At 67.3% G+C, this 21,431-nt stretch carries 11 protein-coding genes; 4 read left to right on the top strand and 7 right to left on the bottom strand.

Annotation, left to right across the window (positions count from 1 at the left end; all coding sequences use genetic code 11):
- Positions 1-150 precede the first annotated feature (150 nt).
- Positions 151-1,212, bottom strand: a complete 1,062-nt coding sequence (gene aroG / locus HAV22_RS26675; RefSeq protein ID WP_166863582.1) for a 3-deoxy-7-phosphoheptulonate synthase AroG — start codon at positions 1,210-1,212, stop codon at positions 151-153.
- Positions 1,213-1,646: 434 nt separating this feature from the next.
- On the opposite strand from aroG, the gene HAV22_RS26680 reads away from it, so the two are divergent.
- The gene (locus HAV22_RS26680) at positions 1,647-4,520 is read left to right on the top strand and encodes a TonB-dependent receptor (protein WP_166863584.1); all 2,874 of its coding nucleotides are present in this window, start codon (positions 1,647-1,649) and stop codon (positions 4,518-4,520) included.
- A gap of 75 nt (positions 4,521-4,595) precedes the next feature.
- Here HAV22_RS26680 and HAV22_RS26685 read toward each other — a convergent pair whose 3' ends face one another.
- The 5 genes from HAV22_RS26685 to HAV22_RS26705 all read right to left on the bottom strand — a co-directional run bounded on the left by HAV22_RS26685 (position 4,596) and on the right by HAV22_RS26705 (position 12,435).
- Complete coding sequence (locus HAV22_RS26685) at positions 4,596-4,820, bottom strand: hypothetical protein (RefSeq protein ID WP_166863586.1); 225 nt, start codon at positions 4,818-4,820, stop codon at positions 4,596-4,598.
- 109 nt (positions 4,821-4,929) lie between these two features.
- Entirely contained in the window at positions 4,930-5,781 is an 852-nt protein-coding gene (locus HAV22_RS26690; RefSeq protein WP_166863588.1) for a hypothetical protein, read from the bottom strand.
- A gap of 17 nt (positions 5,782-5,798) precedes the next feature.
- Positions 5,799-7,259 carry a metalloprotease TldD gene (gene tldD / locus HAV22_RS26695; RefSeq protein ID WP_166863590.1) on the bottom strand — a complete coding sequence of 487 codons (1,461 nt, stop codon included), beginning with the start codon at positions 7,257-7,259 and terminating at the stop codon, positions 5,799-5,801.
- 146 nt (positions 7,260-7,405) lie between these two features.
- Positions 7,406-8,215, bottom strand: coding sequence for a carbon-nitrogen hydrolase family protein (locus HAV22_RS26700; RefSeq protein ID WP_166863592.1), 810 nt, complete (start codon positions 8,213-8,215; stop codon positions 7,406-7,408).
- Positions 8,212-12,435, bottom strand: coding sequence for a YhdP family protein (locus tag HAV22_RS26705; protein ID WP_166863594.1), 4,224 nt, complete (start codon positions 12,433-12,435; stop codon positions 8,212-8,214). The genes HAV22_RS26700 and HAV22_RS26705 overlap by 4 nt, the downstream gene beginning before the upstream one ends.
- Before the next feature lie 214 nt (positions 12,436-12,649).
- Between HAV22_RS26705 and glnE the strand changes: the two genes are divergently transcribed.
- The 3 genes from glnE (at position 12,650) to map (ending at position 19,848) form a co-directional block, all read left to right on the top strand.
- Positions 12,650-15,397 carry a bifunctional [glutamate--ammonia ligase]-adenylyl-L-tyrosine phosphorylase/[glutamate--ammonia-ligase] adenylyltransferase gene (gene glnE, locus HAV22_RS26710; RefSeq protein WP_166863596.1) on the top strand — a complete coding sequence of 916 codons (2,748 nt, stop codon included), beginning with the start codon at positions 12,650-12,652 and terminating at the stop codon, positions 15,395-15,397.
- Between the two features lie 622 nt (positions 15,398-16,019).
- The gene (locus HAV22_RS26715; protein WP_166863598.1) at positions 16,020-18,926 is read left to right on the top strand and encodes a TonB-dependent receptor domain-containing protein; all 2,907 of its coding nucleotides are present in this window, start codon (positions 16,020-16,022) and stop codon (positions 18,924-18,926) included.
- A gap of 154 nt (positions 18,927-19,080) precedes the next feature.
- Positions 19,081-19,848, top strand: a complete 768-nt coding sequence (gene map, locus HAV22_RS26720; protein WP_166863600.1) for a type I methionyl aminopeptidase — start codon at positions 19,081-19,083, stop codon at positions 19,846-19,848.
- Between the two features lie 13 nt (positions 19,849-19,861).
- Here the strand turns inward: map and HAV22_RS26725 are convergent, their stop codons facing one another.
- Positions 19,862-21,346 (bottom strand): tryptophan halogenase family protein, encoded by a 1,485-nt coding sequence (locus HAV22_RS26725; RefSeq protein WP_166863603.1) that lies wholly within the window; start codon positions 21,344-21,346, stop codon positions 19,862-19,864.
- Between the last annotated feature and the right edge of the window lie 85 nt (positions 21,347-21,431).

Raw genomic sequence — 21,431 nt, forward strand, 5'->3', positions numbered from 1 at the left:
GGCGGTTTTGTGGGATGGGCACCCCGTGCCCACGCGTGACGCTGCGAGGCCCGCGGCGCTTTTGTAGGGTGGGCACCCCGTGCCCACGCGTGACGCTGCGAGGCCCGCGGCGGTTTTGTGGGGTGGGCACCCCGTGCCCACGCGCGAGGCTCAGGCGTCGTCGCGCAGGCGCCGACGGCGCACGCTGTCCGCGAGGTTTTCCAGCACGGCGACGCTCGTCTCCCAGTCGATGCAGCCGTCGGTGACGGACTGGCCGTACGTCAGCTCCTTGCCCGGTACCAAGTCCTGGCGACCGCCGACGAGATGCGACTCGACCATCACGCCGACGATGCGCGTATCTCCCGCCGCGATCTGGTCGCCGATGTCCGCGCACACGGGCACCTGGTTCTGCGGATTCTTGCTGCTGTTCGCGTGCGATGCGTCGATCATCAGACGGCTCGCGAGGCCGTTGGCGGCCAGTTGCTTGCATGCGTCCTCGACGCTGGCGGCGTCGTAGTTGGGCGTCTTGCCGCCGCGCAGGATGATGTGGCAGTCCTCGTTGCCCGCGGTCGACACGATCGCCGAGTGGCCTCCCTTCGTCACGGACAGGAAGTGGTGCGGCTGCGACGCCGCCTTGATCGCATCGGCCGCGATCTTGAGGTTGCCGTCCGTGCCGTTCTTGAAGCCGACCGGGCACGACAGGCCCGACGCCAGCTCGCGGTGCACTTGCGATTCCGTCGTGCGCGCGCCGATCGCGCCCCAGCTGATCAGGTCGGCGATGTATTGCGGGCTGATCACGTCGAGGAATTCGGTGCCGGCCGGCAGGCCCAGTTCATTGATGTCGCGCAGCAGCTCGCGCGCCATGCGCAGGCCATCGTTGATGCGGAAGCTGTTGTCCATGTACGGGTCGTTGATCAGGCCCTTCCAGCCGACCGTCGTGCGCGGCTTCTCGAAGTAGACGCGCATGACGATTTCCAGCTCGCCCGCGAAGCGGTGGCGCTGCTCGACGAGGCGGCGCGCGTACTCCATCGCGGCTTTCGGATCGTGGATCGAGCACGGGCCGATCACGACCATCACGCGGTCGTCCTGGCCGTGCAGGATGCGATGCAGCGCCACGCGCGCCTGCGACGCGGTCTGTTCCGCCTCCGGCGTCACCGGGAATTCGCGGATCAGGTGCGAGGGCGGCGTCAATTCCTTCATTTCGCGGATGCGTAAGTCGTCGGTGCGAGGCATTGCTGTTCTCCGTTCTGATCTGATTGATTCTATGGCGTAAAAAAAAAGACCGCCTGCTCAGCGGTCTTTTGGATTCTTGTGTCGGACTCTGTTCTGTTACTGCGTGAACCTGCCGCTACTCCACCGCCGTTGGGCTGGAATGGCTAAACCAAAAATGAAAGGTAAAGAAAACGGCGTTGCGCATGTGAGGTTCCGAAATAGTCGATTGACTATAACAACATTGCAGCGACGTTGGCAAGACTTTATTTGTGCTGTGATCTGCTGGTTACGGTTGCCTATACAGGCGATCGGTTGCGTCAATCTGACAGCTTTTGCCCGCGTTCCAAACACACTTGAGAGATATCAGTCGCCTATGCGAACGGGATGCAAAAGTCGCAGCGAGTCCCGGCCATGCACACCGGGTCGATCATCCCTCAACGCAATGGAGTCTGGACATGACTGAAACCTCGATATCCCGATCGATCCGACGCCTGTTCGCGGGCGGGGGCGCCATCGGCATGGCGATCCTGGCATTGCCCGTATCGGCCCAGGAAGCGGCCCAGCAAGCGGCGCCGAAGCAAGTGCCGCGCGTCGAGATCACCGGCTCGAACATCCGCCGCTCCGAAGCCGAGACGGCCTCCTCGGTCATCACCGTCAACCGGGCCGACATCGAACGCGCCGGCAAGGCCACCGTCGCCGAGCTGCTGCAGACGCTGGCCGTCGACAACCAGGGCTCGGTGCCGACGACGTTCGGCAACGGCTTCGCCGCCGGCGCGTCCGGCATCTCGCTGCGCGGGCTGGGCGCGGCGTCCACCCTGGTGCTGATGAACGGCCGCCGCATGGCACCATACGGCCTCGCCGACGACGGCCAGAAGCAGTTCACCGACCTGAACGTGATCCCGACGGATGCCGTCGAGCGCGTCGAGATCCTGAAGGACGGCGCCTCCGCCATCTACGGCTCGGATGCGATCGCGGGCGTCGTGAACATCATCCTGCGCCGCGACTTCCAGGGCAACACGGTGCGCGTGCAGCGCAGCGCCGGCCGCGACTGGATCGGCAACCGCACCAACGTCGCGTTCACGAAGGGTATCGGCAGCCTCGACGCCGACCGCTACAACATCCTGTTCAGCCTCGAGTACAAGAAATTCGACGAGATCTGGTACCGCGACCGCACCGACCGCGACTGGATCGGCCGCAACGACCTGCGCCCGTGGGGCTATTCGGCCGACCAGGCGCTGGGCGGTACCGGCGCGATCCTGCCCGGCACCGGCACGGCCGGCAGCGCCATCAACGGCAACGTGCGCAATCCCGCCGACCCCACCAATTACTACAACCGCGGCAACCTCGCCGCCCCCGGCTTCACCCGCCTGTTCCCCGGCGCGGCGTGCTCGAACTTCACGAACCACCCGCAGGGCGACCCCGGCGGCGGCTGCCTGGTAGACGCGGCCCAGCTCTACAACCAGATCGAGCCCAAGCAGGAAAACCTGAGCTTCTTCCTGCGCGGCACCTGGCAGCTGAACCCGGCGATCCAGCTGTACAGCGAGCTCAACTGGTACACGAGCCAGACGGATTCCTCGACGACGCCATCGACCGTCAGCGCCTCGGTCGGCTACCCCGGCGGGCCCGTCAACAACGCCGTCGTCCAGCTGGGCCCGACGCACCCCGACAACCCGTATTTCGGCACGGCCGCGCGCGTGCGCTACCTGGCGGCCGACGTGGGCCCGCGCGTCTCGAACATCGATTCGAACTTCATCCGCTGGCTCGGCGGCGCCAAGGGCACGCAGTACGACTGGGACTGGGACTCTGCCCTGCTGTTCTCGCAAAACCACGTGAGCAACCACGCGACCGGCTATCTGCAGCGCGACGTCGCGTTCGCCCTGCTCAACCCGTCGGCGGAGAACGTGGCGGCGGCAATGCTCAACCCGGCCTATGCCGCGCTGCCGCCAGGCACCGTCTGGCGCATCGCCGAGAACGCCGGCCTGAATTCGCCGGCCTTGTACGCCGCCCTGTCGCCACCCCTCACCAACGCAGCCAGGACGAAGGTCGCCCAGATCGACTTCAAGGCCACGCGCGAATTCGGCGGCATGCCCTACCTGTCCGGCAACCTGGGCCTGGCCGTGGGCACCGAATTCCGCCACGAGATGACGCAACTGCAACCCACGACGGGCACCGACCGCGGCAACATCATTGGCCTGGGTTATTCCGCGTACAGCGGCGCGCGCAACGTGTTCGCGCTGTACGGCGAGGCGCTGGCGCCGTTCGCCTACAACATCGAAGCGTCGGCCGCCCTGCGCTACGACCACTTCACGGACGTGGGCAATTCCTGGACACCGAAGTTCGGCCTGAAGTGGACGCCGACCCGCGCCTTCGCCCTGCGCGGCACGTTCGCGCGCGGGTTCCGCGCACCGAGTCCGGCCGAGAACGGCGTGGGCGGGCTCGCCGCCTTCTCGACCGCGTCCGACCCCGTGCGTTGCGCACTGGGCGTCGTCAGCAGCTGCAATCCGGCTTCCATCGCGCTGATCACGTCGCCGAATCCGGCGCTGTCGCCGGAACGGTCGAAGAGCTACACGCTGGGCGCCATCTGGGACCCGCTGCCGCGCACGAGCATCTCCGTCGACTACTGGAAGATCAAGCGCAAGAACGAGATCAACCAGGAACAGGTCGATGCCGCCATCGCCGCCGGCCACGTCGTGCGCGACCCGACGAGCGTGAGCGCGATCCCGGGCGATCCGGGCGCCATCACGGCCGTGCTCACGCGCTACGTCAACTCGGCGCAAAGCACCGTGCGCGGTGTCGACGTCGACGCGCGCTACAACCACCGCTTGCCGGACGCGTGGGGCAACGCCACGTTCGACGTCAAGTACACACACATCTACGAATGGCTACGTACGGAACAGGACGGCACGTCGCGCGACTTCGCCGGCACGCACGGCAACTGCGACGTCACCAACTGCACGGGCACGCCGTCCAACCGTGTCAACTTGCGGCTCGGCTGGGACCGCGAGAACTGGCGCGTGTCGGCCAACGTGAACTACCGGGGCAAACTCGAGGACCGCTTCTTCAAGGGCGATCCGAACGGCTGCGCCGTGACGTTCGCCAACGGTGCAGACGCACCGAGCGGCTGCGAACTGGCATCGTTCACGACGGTCGACCTGGTGGTCCGCTGGAAGCCGCAAGAGCGCTGGGAGCTGTTCGGCTCCGTGCAGAACCTGCTCGACAAGATCGCGCCGCTCGATCCGCTGACCTACGGCGCCCAGTCGTACAACCCGCTAGACTACGAGGGCGCGCGCGGCCGCTACTACTCGCTGGGCGCGCGCTATTCGTTCTGAGCGATCGGGCGTAGACCGGCGACGGCATACCGGCGCGGGCATACCGGCGCGGGCGTACCGGCGCGGGCGTACCCGCTAATCGCCGGGGCCTTCGCCAGGCATCGTGTCGGCCATCAGCCGCAGCTCTTCCGGCGTCAGCTCGTCCGGTTTCTTGCCCTCGAGTCCGTCGAAGTCGTCCGGCTGCGGCGTGCCGTGCTGTGTCTGCCCCTGCGCCGTTGGCGTTGGCGTGGCGGCGTCCGTGGGCTGCGCGTTCGTCTGCGGCGGCTGCGTGGCCGTCTGTTTCACTTGATCGTTGGCCATGTTCTGCTCCTTGCGGCAAATGGATCCGATAAGGTCAGTGTGGCACAGCGCGATATCCGATGGCGTCCGTATCGCAATGCCGGCGAGGGTGGGCCGGCCCCGGCGCGGATCAGTGCCGCTCAGGATCGGCCAGCTGCGCGTCAGGCGCGGGCGCACCGGCAGATAGGCGGTCGAGCCAGAGCCAACCCGTGGCAGCGCGGCCCGTGCGCGGATTGCGGTACGCAACGTCGGCATAGTCGCCGTAGACATGGAGGACGGTCAGCACGTCGCCGGGAATCACGAACAGCGCCGGGAGCTTGCACTCGGCCAGCGGCGCCGTGTGGAACCAGGCACGGCCCGTGCCGGTGACGACACGCGCAGACTGCTCGCTGGCGACGGGGGTCCAACGCGACGCGGCGGTCGCCTGGGCTGCGCCGCAGCGGGTGAGGACGTTCGTGAGTTCCTTCACGCGGTCGTGCATCCAGACGAACTCGTGTACGACGGGGTCGGTCTGCGGCTGCGCGGCGCCTTCCTGCACGAGTTGAATGACGAGATTGCCAGCCGCGCGCCGTGCGCCGAACCCGACGAGGCAATCGCCGAACGGTTGCGACATCGTCGCTTCGTCGCCGGGCCCGATCTGGAGCACGGTAAAGCGGTGGCGGCACTGCGGATCGGGCTGTACGGCGTCGACGAGCACGTAGTCGGCATCGTCGTGCACGGACAGCTTGACGAGGCCGGCGTCACCATCGACCTGGCCGAGCGAGGCACCACGCAAGCGGATGTCGGAACGGACAGGGCCGGCGCCGGCGGGCGGAAGCGCCTGCACGTCGACGGGGCCGAAGCGCGTCGCAACGCTCGTGCGTTCGGCCTGGCACCAGGCTGCGGTCGGCACCATGAGCAGCGCGACAAGGAGCGAGGTCGCGCAGCGGATGAACAAACGCCCGCACGCGGCGGGCGTCGAGCTGGCGAAGGCGGATGCCATCGCACGGGCGGCCGTGGTCAGGCCGTGCCGCCGACGGTGACGCCGTCGATTCGCAAGGTGGGCTGGCCCACGCCCACCGGCACGCTCTGCCCTTCCTTGCCGCACACGCCCACACCCGAGTCCAGGCGCATGTCGTTGCCGATCATCGAGATGCGGTTCATCGTGTCCGGACCGTTGCCGATCAAGGTGGCGCCCTTCACCGGATACGTGACCTTGCCGTTCTCGATCATATAGGCTTCGCTGGCCGAGAACACGAACTTGCCGTTCGTGATGTCGACCTGGCCGCCGCCGAAGTTCACCGCGTACAGGCCGTTCTTGACGGAGGCGAGGATCTCGGCCGGGTCCTTGTCGCCCGCGAGCATGTACGTGTTCGTCATGCGCGGCATCGGCAGGTGGGCGAACGATTCGCGGCGGGCATTGCCCGTCACCGGCATCTTCATCAGGCGCGCGTTCATCGTGTCCTGGATATAGCCCTTCAGGATGCCGTCCTCGATCAGCGTCGTGCACTGGGTGGCGTTGCCCTCGTCGTCCATGTTGAGGGAGCCGCGGCGGTCCTTCAGCGTGCCGTCGTCGACGACCGTCACCCCCTTGGCCGCGACGCGCTGGCCGATCATGCCTGCGTAGGCGGACGAACCCTTGCGGTTGAAGTCGCCTTCGAGGCCGTGGCCGACTGCTTCGTGCAGCAGCACGCCGGGCCAGCCCGGGCCGAGCACGATGGTCATCGGGCCCGCGGGGGCCGGACGCGCTTCCAGGTTCACGAGGGCCGCCTGCACGGCTTCGTTCGCGTATTGTTCCAGCAGCGCGTCGCTGAAGTAGCCGTAGTCGTAGCGGCCGCCGCCACCCGACGAGCCGATCTCGCGCCGGCCGTTCTGCTCGGCGATGACGGTGACGGACACGCGCACGAGCGGACGGATGTCGGCCGCCAGCACGCCGTCGCTGCGCACGACGAGCACGACGTCATACTCGCCGGCCAGGCCGGCCATCACCTGCACGACGCGCGGGTCCTTGGCGCGCGCGATCTTTTCCACGCGCTCCAGCAACGCGACTTTCGCCGTCGCGTCGAGCGAAGCCAGCGGATCGTTCGGCAGGTACAGCGCCCGGCCGCCGCTCGGCTGGATGCTCGAGGCGACCTTCACGCGTCCCGCGCCCGCGCGCGCGATCGTGCGCGTGGCCGCGGCGGCGTCGAGCAGCGCGGCCTGCGAAATCTCGTCGGAATACGAGAACGCGGTCTTGTCGCCCGACACGGCGCGCACGCCGACACCCTGGTCGATCGAGAAGCTGCCGCTCTTGACGATGCCTTCTTCCAGGCTCCAGCCTTCGCTCTTGGTAAACTGAAAATACAGGTCGGCGTAGTCGACCTTGTGCGTGAACATGGTCCCCAGCGTCGTGATCAGCTTGCCTTCGTCGAGTCCGAAGGGCGTCAACAGGACGTCGCGCGCGACGGCGAGGGAAGAGAGATTCGGTTCGAATGGAGTCATTGCGTCGGGTCTTTCAAATAAGTTTCGGCCATTGTGCCATATCCGCTCACGGCGCTGCGTGCGCGTGGTGGGCTCGGGGAGCCCACCCTACGTATCTGGCCGTAGGGTCGGCACCCCGTGCCCACCACCAACATGCGTCGGCCGTTCTACATTTTTCTATGTTTCAGCGCCGGCAAGCTCTCGCGCACCGAGGCGATATACGCCGGGTCGATGTCGCCGCTGACGACGCCCTCGCCTTCCGGCAACACGTCCTTCACCTCGCCCCACGGATCGATGAGCATGCTGTGGCCGAACGTGCGGCGGCCATTGCGGTGCGTGCCGCCCTGGGCCGACGCGAGCACATAGCACTGGTTCTCGATCGCGCGGGCGCGCAGCAGGACTTCCCAGTGCGCGAGGCCCGTCGTGTGCGTGAACGCGGCCGGCACGACGATCAGCGCGCACTCGCCCATCGCGCGGAACAGTTCCGGGAAACGCAGGTCATAGCAGATCGCCAGGCCGACCTTGCCGAACGGCGCGTCGAAGCTGCCGATCGTTTCGCCCGGCACGATGGTGCGCGCTTCGTCGTACGACTCGTCACCCTTGCTGAATCCAAACAGGTGGATCTTGTCGTAGCGGCCGACGTGCCGCCCTTGCGGATCGTAGACGAGCGTCGTGTTCAGCACGCGGGCAGCAATGCCGGACACGAGCGGCAAGGTGCCGCCGATGAGCCAGATGCCGTGTTCGCGCGCCAGCCCTGACAGCGCATCCTGGATGGGCCCGCCGCCCGGCTGTTCCGCGTGCGCGACCTTGTCCCGGTCCGTCATGCCCATGATGGGCCAGTATTCGGGCAAGGTGACCAGCGTGGCGCCGCGCGCGGCGGCCTCGCCGACCAGGCGGCGTGCGGTGGCGATGTTCTCGTCGACTTCCGGCGTGGACACCATCTGTACGGCGGCCACCGTGCACTTCGTCGTCTTCATTTGGCTCCCTTCTTGTTGCGGTCCTGGGCCGCCGCCGCGGCCGCGGCGGCCGTCACGGCGGCCGAATTGTCCAGCTTCACGATGTGCGGTGCCTTCCACGGTCCCGTCACCTGCATGTGGTAAGTGAGCGCCTTCATCACGGGCGCGCGCAGGAACAGCTGGGCGAGGAAACTGCCCAGGCCGATCACGGGATTCACGGCGAGGCCGTACACGAGCGAGCTGGTGCCGAGGTTGAATTCCGGGATCACGACGACGTGCAGATTCGTCGATTCATTGGCGATGTCGGCCGTGCCGTCCATCAGCACCGTCGCCGCGACACCGTGCATCTTGAGATTGTCGGTGCGCACGACGCCGCGCGTGATCATCGCGTTCGCCGTGATGCCGTCGAACGCGAGGCCTTCCGAGAACACGTCGTGGAAGTCGAGCTTGAGCATGCGCGGCAGCATCTGCAGGCTCAGCACGCCCAGCAGTTTCGCGGCGCCCGGGTCCTGCTTGAGGAATTGGCCATCCTCGACGTTCATCTGGATCTGGCCCGACAGGCTCGGGATGTCGAGCGAGTACGGCAGGCCGGCCCACGAAATGTCGCCGGACAGCAAACCTTTGCCGTGGCGCAGCGTCTCCGGGAAACCGAGGCGGTCGAGCAGGCGGCCGGCGTCGCTGATGTCGAGCGTGAAATTCAGCGCCGTGTTGCTCTTGCCGTCGCGCGTCAGCCAGCGGCCGTTCGCCTTCAGCTGGCCGTCCGGATTCGTCAGCGCCAGGCGCTCGATGCGCCACTCGCGCCCGGCCAGCGCCTGCGCGTTGCTGGCCACCAGTTCCAGGCGGCCGAACTGCTTGCCCGACAGCTCGAAGCGGTCGGCCACGATGTCGAGGCCGGGGATGCTGGCGGTGGCGCTCTTGTTCGATTCCAGCAAGTCCTTCACTTCGTTCGCGGACGACTCGGGAATCACGAGCGACGCGAGGCGCGCCGTCACCTTGCCCAGGCCCTGGCCCGTCGGCGACTCGTTCCACGTGACGTAGCCGATGACCTGGCGCGAATCGATGCTGGCCTGCCACGTATTGTTCTGGTGCGTGGCGCCGACGACGACGTCGCGCAGCGCCCGTTCGCCGATGACGAGCTCGCCGGCGCGCGCGCCGATCGTGTCCGGCATGACGTACTGGGCCATGCCGCCGCCGTTCTCCGCCGACGCGGCCGGCGCGGCCTCGGCAGGCCCCGCGATATCGCCCGCCACCGCGAGCCAGCGGTCGACGTTCAGCGCCTTCATGTTCACGTTGATCATCATGCCGCTGTCGGGTTCCGGTGCCGGCACGTTGACGCCGATGCCGCCCCGCTTGACGACCCACGGGCCGTGCGGCTGGCGCTCGCGCACGTATTTCGCGGCGGCGATATTGCCGAGGGTGATGCGGATGTCGTCGCGGCCGATGCCATCCGCTCCGGTCGGCTGGCCCGCCAGCACGAAGTGCAGCGACAGCGCCTCGGCAGCGGGCTTGTTCAGCGGCGCCGGCAGCTCGATGCCGAGGCCGGCAAGGTTCGAATCGAGGACGACCTGGCTCTGGCGGTCCTTGACGGTGACGGTGCCGGCGAAGCGCGCGCCGCCGGACAGCTTCGTGCCCAGCCGCTGCAGCGCCGGCAGCGAACCCGTGTGACGCATGCCTTCGGCCGTCGCGCTGCCGGCCATGCGGATCTGGATGGAACCGTCGCGCTGGGTGCCGCCGGACAATTGCAGCGGACCGCCCAGGAAGCTCGCGCCCACGCCGTTCAGGTTCACGCCGTGTTCGGAAAATTCGATGCGGCCCAGCGCGGCTTCGATCGGCGGCAGTTCCGGGAACAGCACGACGTCGTTGTTCTGCAATTGCAGCGCGCCCTGGACCTTGGCGTCGTGCAGGCTCGCGAGCGGCAGGTGCAGCTTCAGGCCCAGCCTGGCGGGGCCGGTCGCGCGGGTGTCCTCGGTGAAGCGGCCGATCCAGTCGAGCACGGGGCTCGCCGCCACGTAGTGCAGGAAGTCGGGCAGCGGCGCGGCGGCCGTGCCGTCGATGTCGAGCATCATCTCGTGCACGCCCAGCTCGGGGATCACGGCGTGCACGTTGGCCAGCGCGATGCCCTGCGTGCGCGCCGTGTCGGCGTGGATGTCCATGCGCGCGCGGTCGAACACGATGGCACCATTGATCTCTTCCAGCAGCGGCCACAGCGGCGCCTTGCCGTCGGCCGCCTTGTGGCCGGGCGCGTACTCGAGCTTGCCATCCTCGATGCGGCCGCTGACGCGGAACTCGCCGCGGGCGCGCTGGGCGGCATTCTCGGCGCGGAACGGGAAATGGGCGAGGTCGCCGCGCAGGCGCAGGCGCGCGTCGTGCAGGATGCCGCCCTGCAGTGCGCCCGTCAGCCATTCGCGCAAGCCTTCCGGCGTCGCCAGCGGCAGCCAGCGGCCCACGCTGCCGATCTCGACGTTGTCCAGCGTGCCCGTGAAATCGGCCGTGCCCGGCCCATGCCCCGGCGTCAAAGGCAGCACGTGGCGGCCCGTCAGCGTGGCCTTCAGCGCGCCCTGCGCGAGGTTCAGGTTGTCGACGTCGACGGCCAGCTGGTCGCCGGCGAGGCGCGTCCAGCGCGCATGCAGCGCCAGCTGGTCGAACGGCATCTCCGGTTCGGCGAACCACGCGGGCAGCGCCAGCACGAGCTTGTCGGAATCGATGTCGACGCTGCCGCCGTGGTCGCTCGCGTCGATGCGGCCGGACAGGTTCGTAAAGCCCGGCAGCGCGGGACGCGCCGGCTGGGCCGGCTGGCCGTCCGCCGCGGCCTGCGCCGCGCGCGCCGCCAGCGGATTCATGCCGAGGTTCGCGACTTCCCCGCGCACGCGGTAGGCGGAGACATTCGGGAAGCGGCCCTGCCATTCGATGACGGCGTCGTCGATGCGGCCGTGCGGCGCCAGTTCCGTCAGCAGCTGGCGCTGCAGGGGTGCGATGGGCAGTTGCACGGCGAGCGCGGCCAGCGCGCCGACGTCCAGCTGGCGGGCGCGCACTTCGAAGCGCTCGGGCTGCGTGCGGCTGGCCGGATGCCACGATTCCGTCAGCGTGGCCGGCGGCAGCACCGTGCCGCCTTCCATGACGACGGCGAAATTTTCCAGGCCGATCGCGTGACCGAGCGCGCCGAACGTCGGCTTGCCGTCGTCCACGTTCGGCGCGATGGTTTCCGACGCCGACAGCCGGCCCGACACGCGCGCCAGCGCGAGCGGCGGCACGTCCGGTCCGAGGCGGGCGCTGACGCCGGCCAGCGCCAGGTCGGCCGTGAAGCCGGCCAGGCGCGCGTGGTCGACGTCGAGCCAGGCACGCACGGAGCCGCGGCCCTGCTGCAGCGCGAACGGATAATCGACATACGGTTTCCAGGCCGCGAGGTCGGTGTTGCGCAGGTCGGCATAGACCTGGCCCTTCCAGCGCCGCGCGTCGGACGGCTTGGCGCCGAACGGGGGATGGGTGAAGCGGGCACGCAGGTCGAGCGGGTCGCCGGTACCCTGCGGCGGCGCGGCCTTCAGCGCGAAGCGGTGCGTCGTCCAGCGGTTCTGCAGCACGAGCGTCACGTCCGACAGCGCCAGCGTGGGTGCGCCGCGCCGCTCGTCGGTCCAGGTCAGGCGGCCTTCGCGGATGACGATCTCGTGCTGGCGCAGCAACCAGTCGGCGCCGCCGCCCTCTTCCTTCTTGTTCGGATCGATGCGCACGCCGGCGACGAAGATGACGCCGTCGGCGCCGCGGCGCACGTCCAGTTCGGGCCGGTTGATTTCCAGCGCCTCGAAGCGGGGCTCGGCCGCCACCACCGACCACCACGACAAGGTGGCCGACACGGACGGCAGCGCCAGCAACTGGCGCCCGGCGCGGTCGTGCAGGCGCAGGTCGCCGAGGTACAGGTTCGGATGCAGGCCGCGCCACGACGCGTACACGCGGGCGATGGTCACCTGGTTGCCCAGCGCGCGGCTGGCGGCCCGTTCGATGTCCGGCTTGTAGATGTCGATGTTCGGCAGGACGGCGTAGCGCAGCACGAGGAACAGCGCCATGAACGCGAAGTACACGAGCAGCACGGCCTTGATCGTGAAGCCGAGCACGTGGTGCGACGCCAGGTTGGCATAGCGGTAGCAGGCGCGCGCACGGGCCCAGCGCACCGCCAGCGGCAGCGCCTGCGGGTGCGCCTGTTCGTGCGCGTCGTGTTCGCGCTGCGCCTGCGGTTCCGGGTTGTGCATCAAAATGCTCAAAAGCTCGCCGTCAAATCTGCCCCGGCCGCCCCGCGCTGACCGCGCCGGTGTACCGAAGCCTTGTATGTAATCGTCAATAAGAGAGCGCTTGCAACATCCGCGGCGTCTACCTTACCATCACGCTGACCCAGGGCAGCATGGCGGGCAATTTTACCGCATAGCAAGCGTCCCGGAACGCACAAACTCGTCTGGAATCCGCCCCATGCTCCAAGCTTCCCCCTCCCTGGCGCACCTGTCGCGCTTTTACCAGCGGTGGCTCGGTGCCGACCCTGCCCGCGCCGGGCGCGTCGCTACCCTGGCCGCATTATCGCTGGCCTCCCTCGATTTCGGCGCAGCGCTGAAGTCCGAGGCCGCGCTAGGGCCGGCCGGCGCGTTGCTGCCGACGGCAAGAGCCATGCGCCGGCTGCGCAACCTCCTGATCTGCACCATCATCCGCCGCGACCTCGACGGCCAGGCCGACCTCGACGAAGTCGTGACGGCGATGAGCCGCTTCGCCGATTTCGCCGTCCAGACCCACCTGACCGAGCTGATGACCGAGATGACGGCACTGCACGGCGAGCCCATCGGTGCCGACTCGGGCCGGCCCCAGCAGATGATGGTGCTGGCGATGGGCAAGCACGGCGGCGGCGAGCTGAACGTCTCGTCCGACATCGATCTCATCTTCGTCTACCCGGAAGATGGCGACACGCGCGCGGGTGCCGGCCAGAAATCGCTGTCGAACCACGAATTCTTCGTGCGCCTGGGCCGCAAGCTGATCGCCGCGCTGTCCGAAGTGACGGAAGACGGTTTCACGTTCCGCGTCGACATGGCGCTGCGGCCGAACGGCAAGTCGGGCCCGCTCGTGGCGAGCCTGAACATGGTCGAGGACTACCTGATCGTGCAAGGCCGCGAGTGGGAGCGGTATGCATGGGTCAAGGCGCGTGCCGTCACGGGCAATCCGGCCGACATCGCCGCCCTCGACGCCATCGTGCGCCCGTTCGTGTTCCGGCGCTACCTCGACTTCGGCGTGATCGACGCCATCCGCACCATGCACGCGCAGATCCGTGCCGAAGTCAACCGCCAGGAGCGCCTGCATCCGGAGCGCAACCAGAACGTCAAGCTGGGCCGTGGCGGCATCCGCGAGATCGAGTTCCTGGCGCAAGTGTTCCAGCTGATCCGCGGCGGGCGCGACCCGGCGCTGCGCGAGCGTTCCACGCGCAAGACCTTGCGCCTGCTGGCCGAGCGCGAGCTGCTGGCCGACGACACCGTCGAGCAATTGCTCGAAGCGTATGAATTCCTGCGCAACCTGGAGCACCGGCTGCAATACCTGGAAGACGCCCAGACCCACACGATGCCCGTCGCGCCGGAAGACAGGCTGACCGTCGCCCGGATGATGGGCATGGCCGACGAGGCCGCCCTGCTGGCCCGCCTGGACGCGTGGCGCGCGTTCGTCGCCGCCCAATTCGACGCGATCTTCGCCGACAAGGCGGCCGGCGCCGAGCCCGTCGATCCGGACGCGCTGCTCACCGACCCGGACAACCGCGACGCCATCGCCGACCGCCTGGCAAGCCTCGGCTTCGACGACCCGCAGGCGGCCGCGACCCGCCTTGTCGCGACGTGGCAGGCGCCCCGGCTGCAGACCTTGCCGGAAGCGAGCCGGCACCGCCTCGTCGCCCTCGTCAACACGGCGCTGACGCAGATCCCGGACGTTGTCACGCAAGCCGGCCTCGGCAGCCACGCGGCCACCTTGGGCCGCCTGCTCGATTTCTTTGAAGCGATCGCGCGGCGCTCCGCCTACCTGTCGCTGCTGACCGAATACCCGCACACGCTGGAGCGGGTGCTCCGGATGATCAACGCGTCCGGCTGGGCCGCGACGTTCCTCACCCAGCACCCGATCCTGCTGGACGAATTGCTGGACGATCGCGGCAACGCGGCCGAGGACCTGCCCGCGCTGGCCGCCAGCCTGGCGGCCCAACTCGACGCGGCCGCGGGCGACACGGAACGCCAGCTCGACATCCTGCGCGAAGCCCACCACGCGCAGATGTTCCGCCTGCTCGCGCTGGACCTCGCAGGCGAGTTGTCCGTCGAGCGCCTGGCCGACCACCTGTCCGCGCTGGCCGACCTGGTCGTGTGCGAAGTCGTGCGCCGCGCCTGGCGCACCATCGCGTCGCGCCACCGCGAGGTGCCGCAGTTCGCCGTCATCGCGTACGGCAAGCTGGGCGGCAAGGAACTGGGCTATGTGTCCGACCTGGACGTGATCTTCCTGTTCGACGACGAGGACGACATGGCGGCCTCGAACTACGCCAAGCTGGCGCAGCGCTTCATCACGTGGATGACGACGCATACGCCGGCCGGCATCCTGTTCGACATCGACACGGCGCTGCGGCCGGACGGCGCCTCGGGCATGCTCGTGTCGTCCGTGGCCGCGTTCGAACGCTACCAGCAATCGTCCGCCTGGCTGTGGGAACACCAGGCCCTCACCCGTGCGCGCTTCTGCGCGGGCGACGCCGGCATCGGCGCGCGCTTCGAGGCGATCCGCGAACAGGTGCTGCGCCAGGACCGGTCCGGCCGCGAGGCCGAGCTGCGCATTGAAGTCGTCAAGATGCGCCAGCGCATGCGCGATGCGCACCCGCCGCGCGACGAGCGCTTCGACCTGAAGCACGACGAAGGCGGCATGATCGACATCGAATTCATCGTGCAATACCTGGTACTGCGCCATGCGTGCGCGTATCCGCAGCTGACGGCCAACGTCGGCAACATCGCCCTGCTGAAGCTGTGCGGCACGCTGGACCTCATCGACGCCGGCCTGGCCGACGACGTCGCCGCCGCGTACCGCGCGTTGCGCCGCCTGCAGCACCAGGTCCGGCTGCAGGGCCATGAGAACACGCGTGTCGACCGGCACCTGGTCGACGGCCATCCGGACAGGGTGGTCGCGCTGTGGCGGCTCTGCTTCGGCCCCGCGGCCGGCTGACGACCGCATTCCTTCTTTTCCCCGTTGCCGGCGGCATCGCCCGTTGCCGGTTGCCGGTTGCCGGTTGCCGGTTGCCGGTTGCCGGTTGCCGGTTGCCGGTTGCCGGTTGCCGGTTGCCGGTTGCCGGTTGCCGGTTGCGCAGGATCATCCGTCGGCCGCGCTGCGAACGGCATTCGCTTTTGCGAATTTACAACAGACTGCCAATATCATGACATCGGCTGATTGTTACATATATTTTACCTTTAAAGACCCCGGAAATACACGCTTGGTGTTGCTCGAGGGCCAATTACAAGTTGATCGAAGTCAAATTCTGTGCAATATCACGCATATTCGATGGAAATTCTTCTACATTACCGACGAAAATTCGACAATACGATAAGCACAACTGTCAATCATTGGCTGCTCTCCGCGCAAGGAGGAGAATTCCCAGGGTGACAAGCCGGGATACACATCGTTACACGTGTTGACACCAAGCCATGTCGAATGATTTTATTGGCATCTTGGAAAAACGTATGCATCGTGCAAGTGCAACCCGCGTCGACCAAAACCCCGTCGCTCGGCGACGCCAACGACGGTGCTGTGATCCAGCCTGCCGTTTTTAAACCCTGGGAGTTTTAAAAAAATGAGAGAGAAAAACCTGGCCCGTTCGATCCGGATGATCTGCCTTGGCGGTGTCGCCCTTGCGGTACAAGGCGCGTACGCACAGGACACGCAGCCTGCACCGATGCAGCGCGTCGAGATCACCGGTTCGCGCATCGCCTCGCCGAACGCGGAATCGCCGTCGCCGCTGCAAGTGCTGACCGCAAAGGACATCGCCGCCTCGGGTGCCAACAACCTGCAAGACCTGCTGCTGCAAAACCCGACCCTCGGTACGCCGACCTACAGCCGCACGAACACGGCATTCCTGACGTCCGGCGCGGGCGTGGCCACCGTCGACCTGCGTAACCTGGGCACCTCGCGTACCCTCGTGCTGGTCAACGGCCGCCGCTTCGTGTCCGGCGTGCCGGGCAGCGCCGCGGTCGACCTGAACGCGATCCCGACCGACTTCGTCGAACGCGTCGAACTGCTGACGGGCGGCGCTTCGGCAGCCTACGGCTCGGACGCCGTGGCGGGTGTGGTCAACATCATCACCAAGCGCAACTTCGACGGCCTGCTGATCGACGCCCAGGGCGGCGAGAGCTCGAAGGGCGACAGCGAGAAGCGCAAGCTGTCGATCACCTACGGCAGCAGCAACGACAACGGCTTCCTGATGGGCCACATCGGCTTCACGCGCGATGGCCAGGTGTGGTCGCGCAACCGCGCCGCATCGGCAGTCGACCAATCGTCGCTGATGACGCTCGAAGACGAACCGAATCCGGCCAACGCGTTCGTTGCCGAGCGCCCGACCTACTCCAGCTATGTGCCGCAGGGCCGCTTCAGCTACGTCGGTGCCGACGGCAAGTCGCATGTCTACACCTACGATGCGAACGGCAATCCGATCCCGTTCGTCTCCTCGGTGTCCGGCTTCAACCGTTCGTACTACCGCTCGATCGCCGTACCGGTCGACCGCTTCGTGCTGGCCCTGAGCGGCGAGCGCAAGATCGACGAACACAACAGCGCCTTCGTGGAAGGCACCTATGTATCTACCCGTTCTGGCAGCACGATCGAGCCGTTCGCGCTGAGTTCGTCCGACATCTTCAAGACGAACGGCCAGGTGCCGGGCGGTACGATGGTCAACGGCCAGCTGGTGAAGAACCCGCTGGTACCGCAATACCTGTGGGACCGCATGACCGACACCGACGGCGACGGCATTCCCGACTTCTCGTTCCGCCGCCGCCTGAAGGAAGTCGGCACGCGCAGCAATAGCGTCGACCGCGACACCTTCCGCCTGGCCACGGGCGTGAAAGGCGACTTCCAGCTGTGGAAGAACTGGAACTACGAAGCCTACGTCGCGTACGGCCAGACCAAGGAAGCCCAGCAGTCGACCGGCCAGGTGAACGTCCTGAATTTCCGCAACGCCCTGACCGCCGTGCCCGACGCGAACGGCAAGCCGGTCTGCGTGGACGCCAACGCCGTCGCGCAGGGTTGCGTGCCGATCAACATCTTCGGCTTCAACTCGATCAGCAAGGAAGCGCTGGCGTACGTGAACGCGCCGGGCTCGCTGACGACCCGCACCACGCAGAAGCTGGCCGGCGGCCATATCGACGGCGAAATCTTCGACCTGCCGGCAGGCCCGCTGGGCATCGCGGCCGGTGTCGAGTTCCGCAAGGAATACTCGGAATCGACGCCTGACGCGCTGACCCAGTCCGGCCTGAATGCCGGCAACGCGACCCCGCCGACGCAGGGCGACTTCAGCGTGCGCGAAGCCTTCGTCGAAGCTCACATTCCGGTCCTGAAGGATCTGCCGTTCATCAAGGAACTGAGCCTGCCGATCGCTTTCCGCCACGGCGATTACTCGTCGGTGGGCAGCACGAACAGCTGGAACGCCGGCTTCGAATGGACGGTCATCAACGACGTCAAACTGCGCGGCACCCGCTCGCTGTCGACCCGCGCACCGGACATCAACGAGCTGTACCAGGCACCGAGCCAGGACTTCCCGACCGGCATCACCGATCCGTGCCTTGGCGTGACCGCCACGTCGCCGGGCACGATCGCCGACCGCTGCCGTGCCGATCCGGGCGTGGCCGCGAACATTGCCGCCAACGGCAGCTTCAAGACGACCTTGGCTGATAAACAAAGCATCAGCGGCTACAACCGCGGCAACCCGAACCTGCATGCGGAAAAAGGCCGTTCGACCACCGTCGGCGTGGTCTGGACCCCGCGTTCGATCGAGATGCTGAAGCGCTTCACCTTCACGGCTGACTACTTCAACATCAAGATCGCCGACGCGATCGTGTCGACCCCGCGCCAATACGCACTGAAAACCTGCTACGACGGCACGAACCCGGCCATGTGCCAGTTCATCACGCGCTGGCCGACCGCCAACGGCGGCAGCAGCGCCGGCGCGCTGCGCTACATCGACACGGCCGTGTCGAACAGCGGCGGCAGGGCCACGGCGGGCCTCGACCTGACGGCGGCCTGGAACGACCGCGTCGGCCCCGGCACCCTGTCGACCCGCCTTGCGTACACGTACGTGAAGACCGGCTACGACGTCCCGCTGCCGGGCGCGGCCCGCGATCCGTTCGCGGGTGAAATCGGCGCCGCCAAGAACAAGGCGAACCTGAACGTCGGCTACCGCTGGAAGGACCTGAACATCACCACGACGTTCGACTACATCGGCCGTTCGTCGCTGGACGACCAGTTCCTGGCAGATTTCGAACTCCCGCCGAATTCGTTGCAGGTGGGTTCGCGCACCTACACGAACATGCAGGTGTCGTACCAGCTGATGAAGAAGACCGAGCTGTACTTCGGCCTCGACAACGCGTTCGACGTCAAGGCGCCGCCGATCATCTCCGGCCTGCCGGGCGACGTGACCGGCACCGAGACCGATGGCGGCACCTACGACCCGATCGGCCGCCGCTGGTACGCAGGTATCCGCGTCAAGCTCTGATCGACGCCTCTCTGGCACGTCCGCGTGCCGGAAGCGCCGAAACGCCCGCCCTGCGCGGGCGTTTTTTTTGCCGCACACACCGCCGGCCGCTTGGCGGTATCATGCGGCATCGGCCGGCCCGGCAATACGGTGGCGCGGCCCAACGAAAGTGAACATGGCTATCAAACTCAAGACAGACAAAGACATCGCGAAAATGCGCGTAGCGGGCCGGCTGGCGGCCGAGGTGCTCGAGATGATCGGGGAATACGTCGTCCCCGGCGTCTCCACCGAGGAACTCGACCGGCGCTGCAACGAATACATCCGCAAGGTGCAGAAGGCCACGCCGGCCAACGTCGGCTACCACGGCTTCCCGAAGACCCTGTGCACGTCCGTCAACAGCGTCGTCTGCCACGGCATTCCCAATCCCGCCGAGGTGCTGCAGGACGGCGACATCGTCAACATCGACGTCACCGTGATCAAGGACGGCTGGCACGGCGACACGAGCCGCATGTACTTCGTCGGCACGCCGAGTCTTGAAGCGAAGAAGCTCGTCGACACCACGTACGACGCCATGATGGCCGGCATCCGCGCCGTGCGCCCGGGCGCGCGCCTGGGCGACGTCGGCCACGCGATCCAGAAGCTGGCGGAAGCCCAGGGCTACTCCGTCGTGCGCGAGTACTGCGGCCACGGCATCGGCAAGGTCTACCACGAAGACCCGCAGGTCCTGCACTACGGCCGCCCGAACACGGGCCTCCTCCTCAAGGAAGGCATGACCTTCACGGTGGAACCCATGATCAACCTGGGCGATGCCGACGTCGAACAGCTCGACGACGGCTGGACCGTCGTGACGCGCGACCGGTCGCTGTCCGCCCAGTGGGAACACATGATCGCCGTGACGAAGAACGGCTTCGAGATCCTCACGCCCTGGCCGCGCAAGGGCTGAGCGGCCGGCGGACTTATTTGCCCAGGATGCCGCGCAGGTAGTCTTCATGCAGCGGCATCGCCGCCACCATCGCGGCGATCTGGTCGCGCCGCTGGCGCAATGCCTGCCGCGCTTCGTCCAGCGGCACCTCGTTGAACACCGGGTCGAGGTGTTCCGGCCAGTTGCCGTTGCCGGCGTGGATCGCCAGCCAGCTGGCGGGTTCGAACCCTTCTTCCCCATACTGCCTCAGGACGCCCGTCTGGCGCCAGACGTGCAGCCTGAAGGCCAGCGTATCCGGCAAGTCCATGGCGGTCATGTCGCGCCACAGCTGGCTGTCGCGGCGCGCGGTGAGGCAGTAATGCAGGACGACGAAGTCGCGGATGCGCGCGAACACATTGGTCATGCCCCTGTTGTACGCGGCCACGGCGGGCGCCGCGGGGGGCACGCCAGGCTTCAGCAGGTCGACCATCTTGAGCAGGCCACGCTGGATCAGCATGATGCTCGTCGATTCGAGCGGTTCCAGGAAGCCCGATGCCAGCCCGAGCGCCACCACGTTGTGCACCCAGAAGCGCTCGCGGTGGCCCGTGGTGAAGCGCAGCAGCCGCGGCTCGGCCAGCGCGGGGCCGTCCAGCTGCTCGAGCAGTTGTTTGCGTGCGCGGTCCTCGTCGATGTAGCGGGTGGAAAATACGTGACCGTTGCCGACGCGGTCGGTGAGCGGGATGCGCCACGCCCATCCCGCTTCGAGCGCGGTTGATCGCGTATAAGGCGTGATGGCGGCCCCGCTCGGCGCGCTGGGCACGGCCCAGGCGCGGTCGACCGGCAGCCAGTGGCTGAAATCGACCCACGGTTCTTCGAGCGTGCGCCCCAGCAGCAGTGAGGCGAAGCCGGAACAGTCGACGAACAGGTCGCCGGACACCGTGCGGCCATCGGCCAGCTTCAACTGGTCGACGCCGCCGTCGGCGCGGCGCGTGACCTCGACGATACGCCCTTCCGTGCGCCGCACGCCCCGCTTGAGCGCCGTCGTGCGCAGGAACCCCGCGTACAGGCTGGCGTCGAAATGATAGGCGTAGCTGAACATGTCGGCCTGTTCCTTCGGCGGCCTGGCGAAACGGCCCTGCATCGACATCACCGTCGGCACGCACTGGTCGCCGAGCTCGCCCAGCGCCGGATCGCCGACCCGGCGGTACTGGCCCCACAGGCAGGCGGGACCGGCGACATCGGCGTAATTGCCGAAGGTGTGGAAATAGCGTCGGCCCAGGCCGCTCCAGTCACGGAACTCGGCGCCCAGTTTGAATGTGGCGTTGGTGGCGCGCAGGAACTCGACCTCGTTGATGCCGACCTGCGCATGAAAGTCGCGGATCGAGGGCAACGTGGCCTCGCCGACCCCGACGATGCCGATGTCGTCCGATTCCACCAGCTCCACGGCGCTCGCCGGCAGCGCGGCTTTCACCGCCGTCGCGGTCATCCAGCCGGCAGTCCCGCCGCCGACGATCACGATGCGTTTGTAAGCCGTTCCCATGTCTCTCCTCCATCTCCCGATTCCGCCCGGGCCGCTGCTTTTAAGCAGTCTATTTCCAAATGGACAGTTTTATATATATTACATA

Source organism: Telluria antibiotica, from assembly GCF_011682055.1.
Classification (GTDB): domain Bacteria; phylum Pseudomonadota; class Gammaproteobacteria; order Burkholderiales; family Burkholderiaceae_D; genus Telluria; species Telluria antibiotica.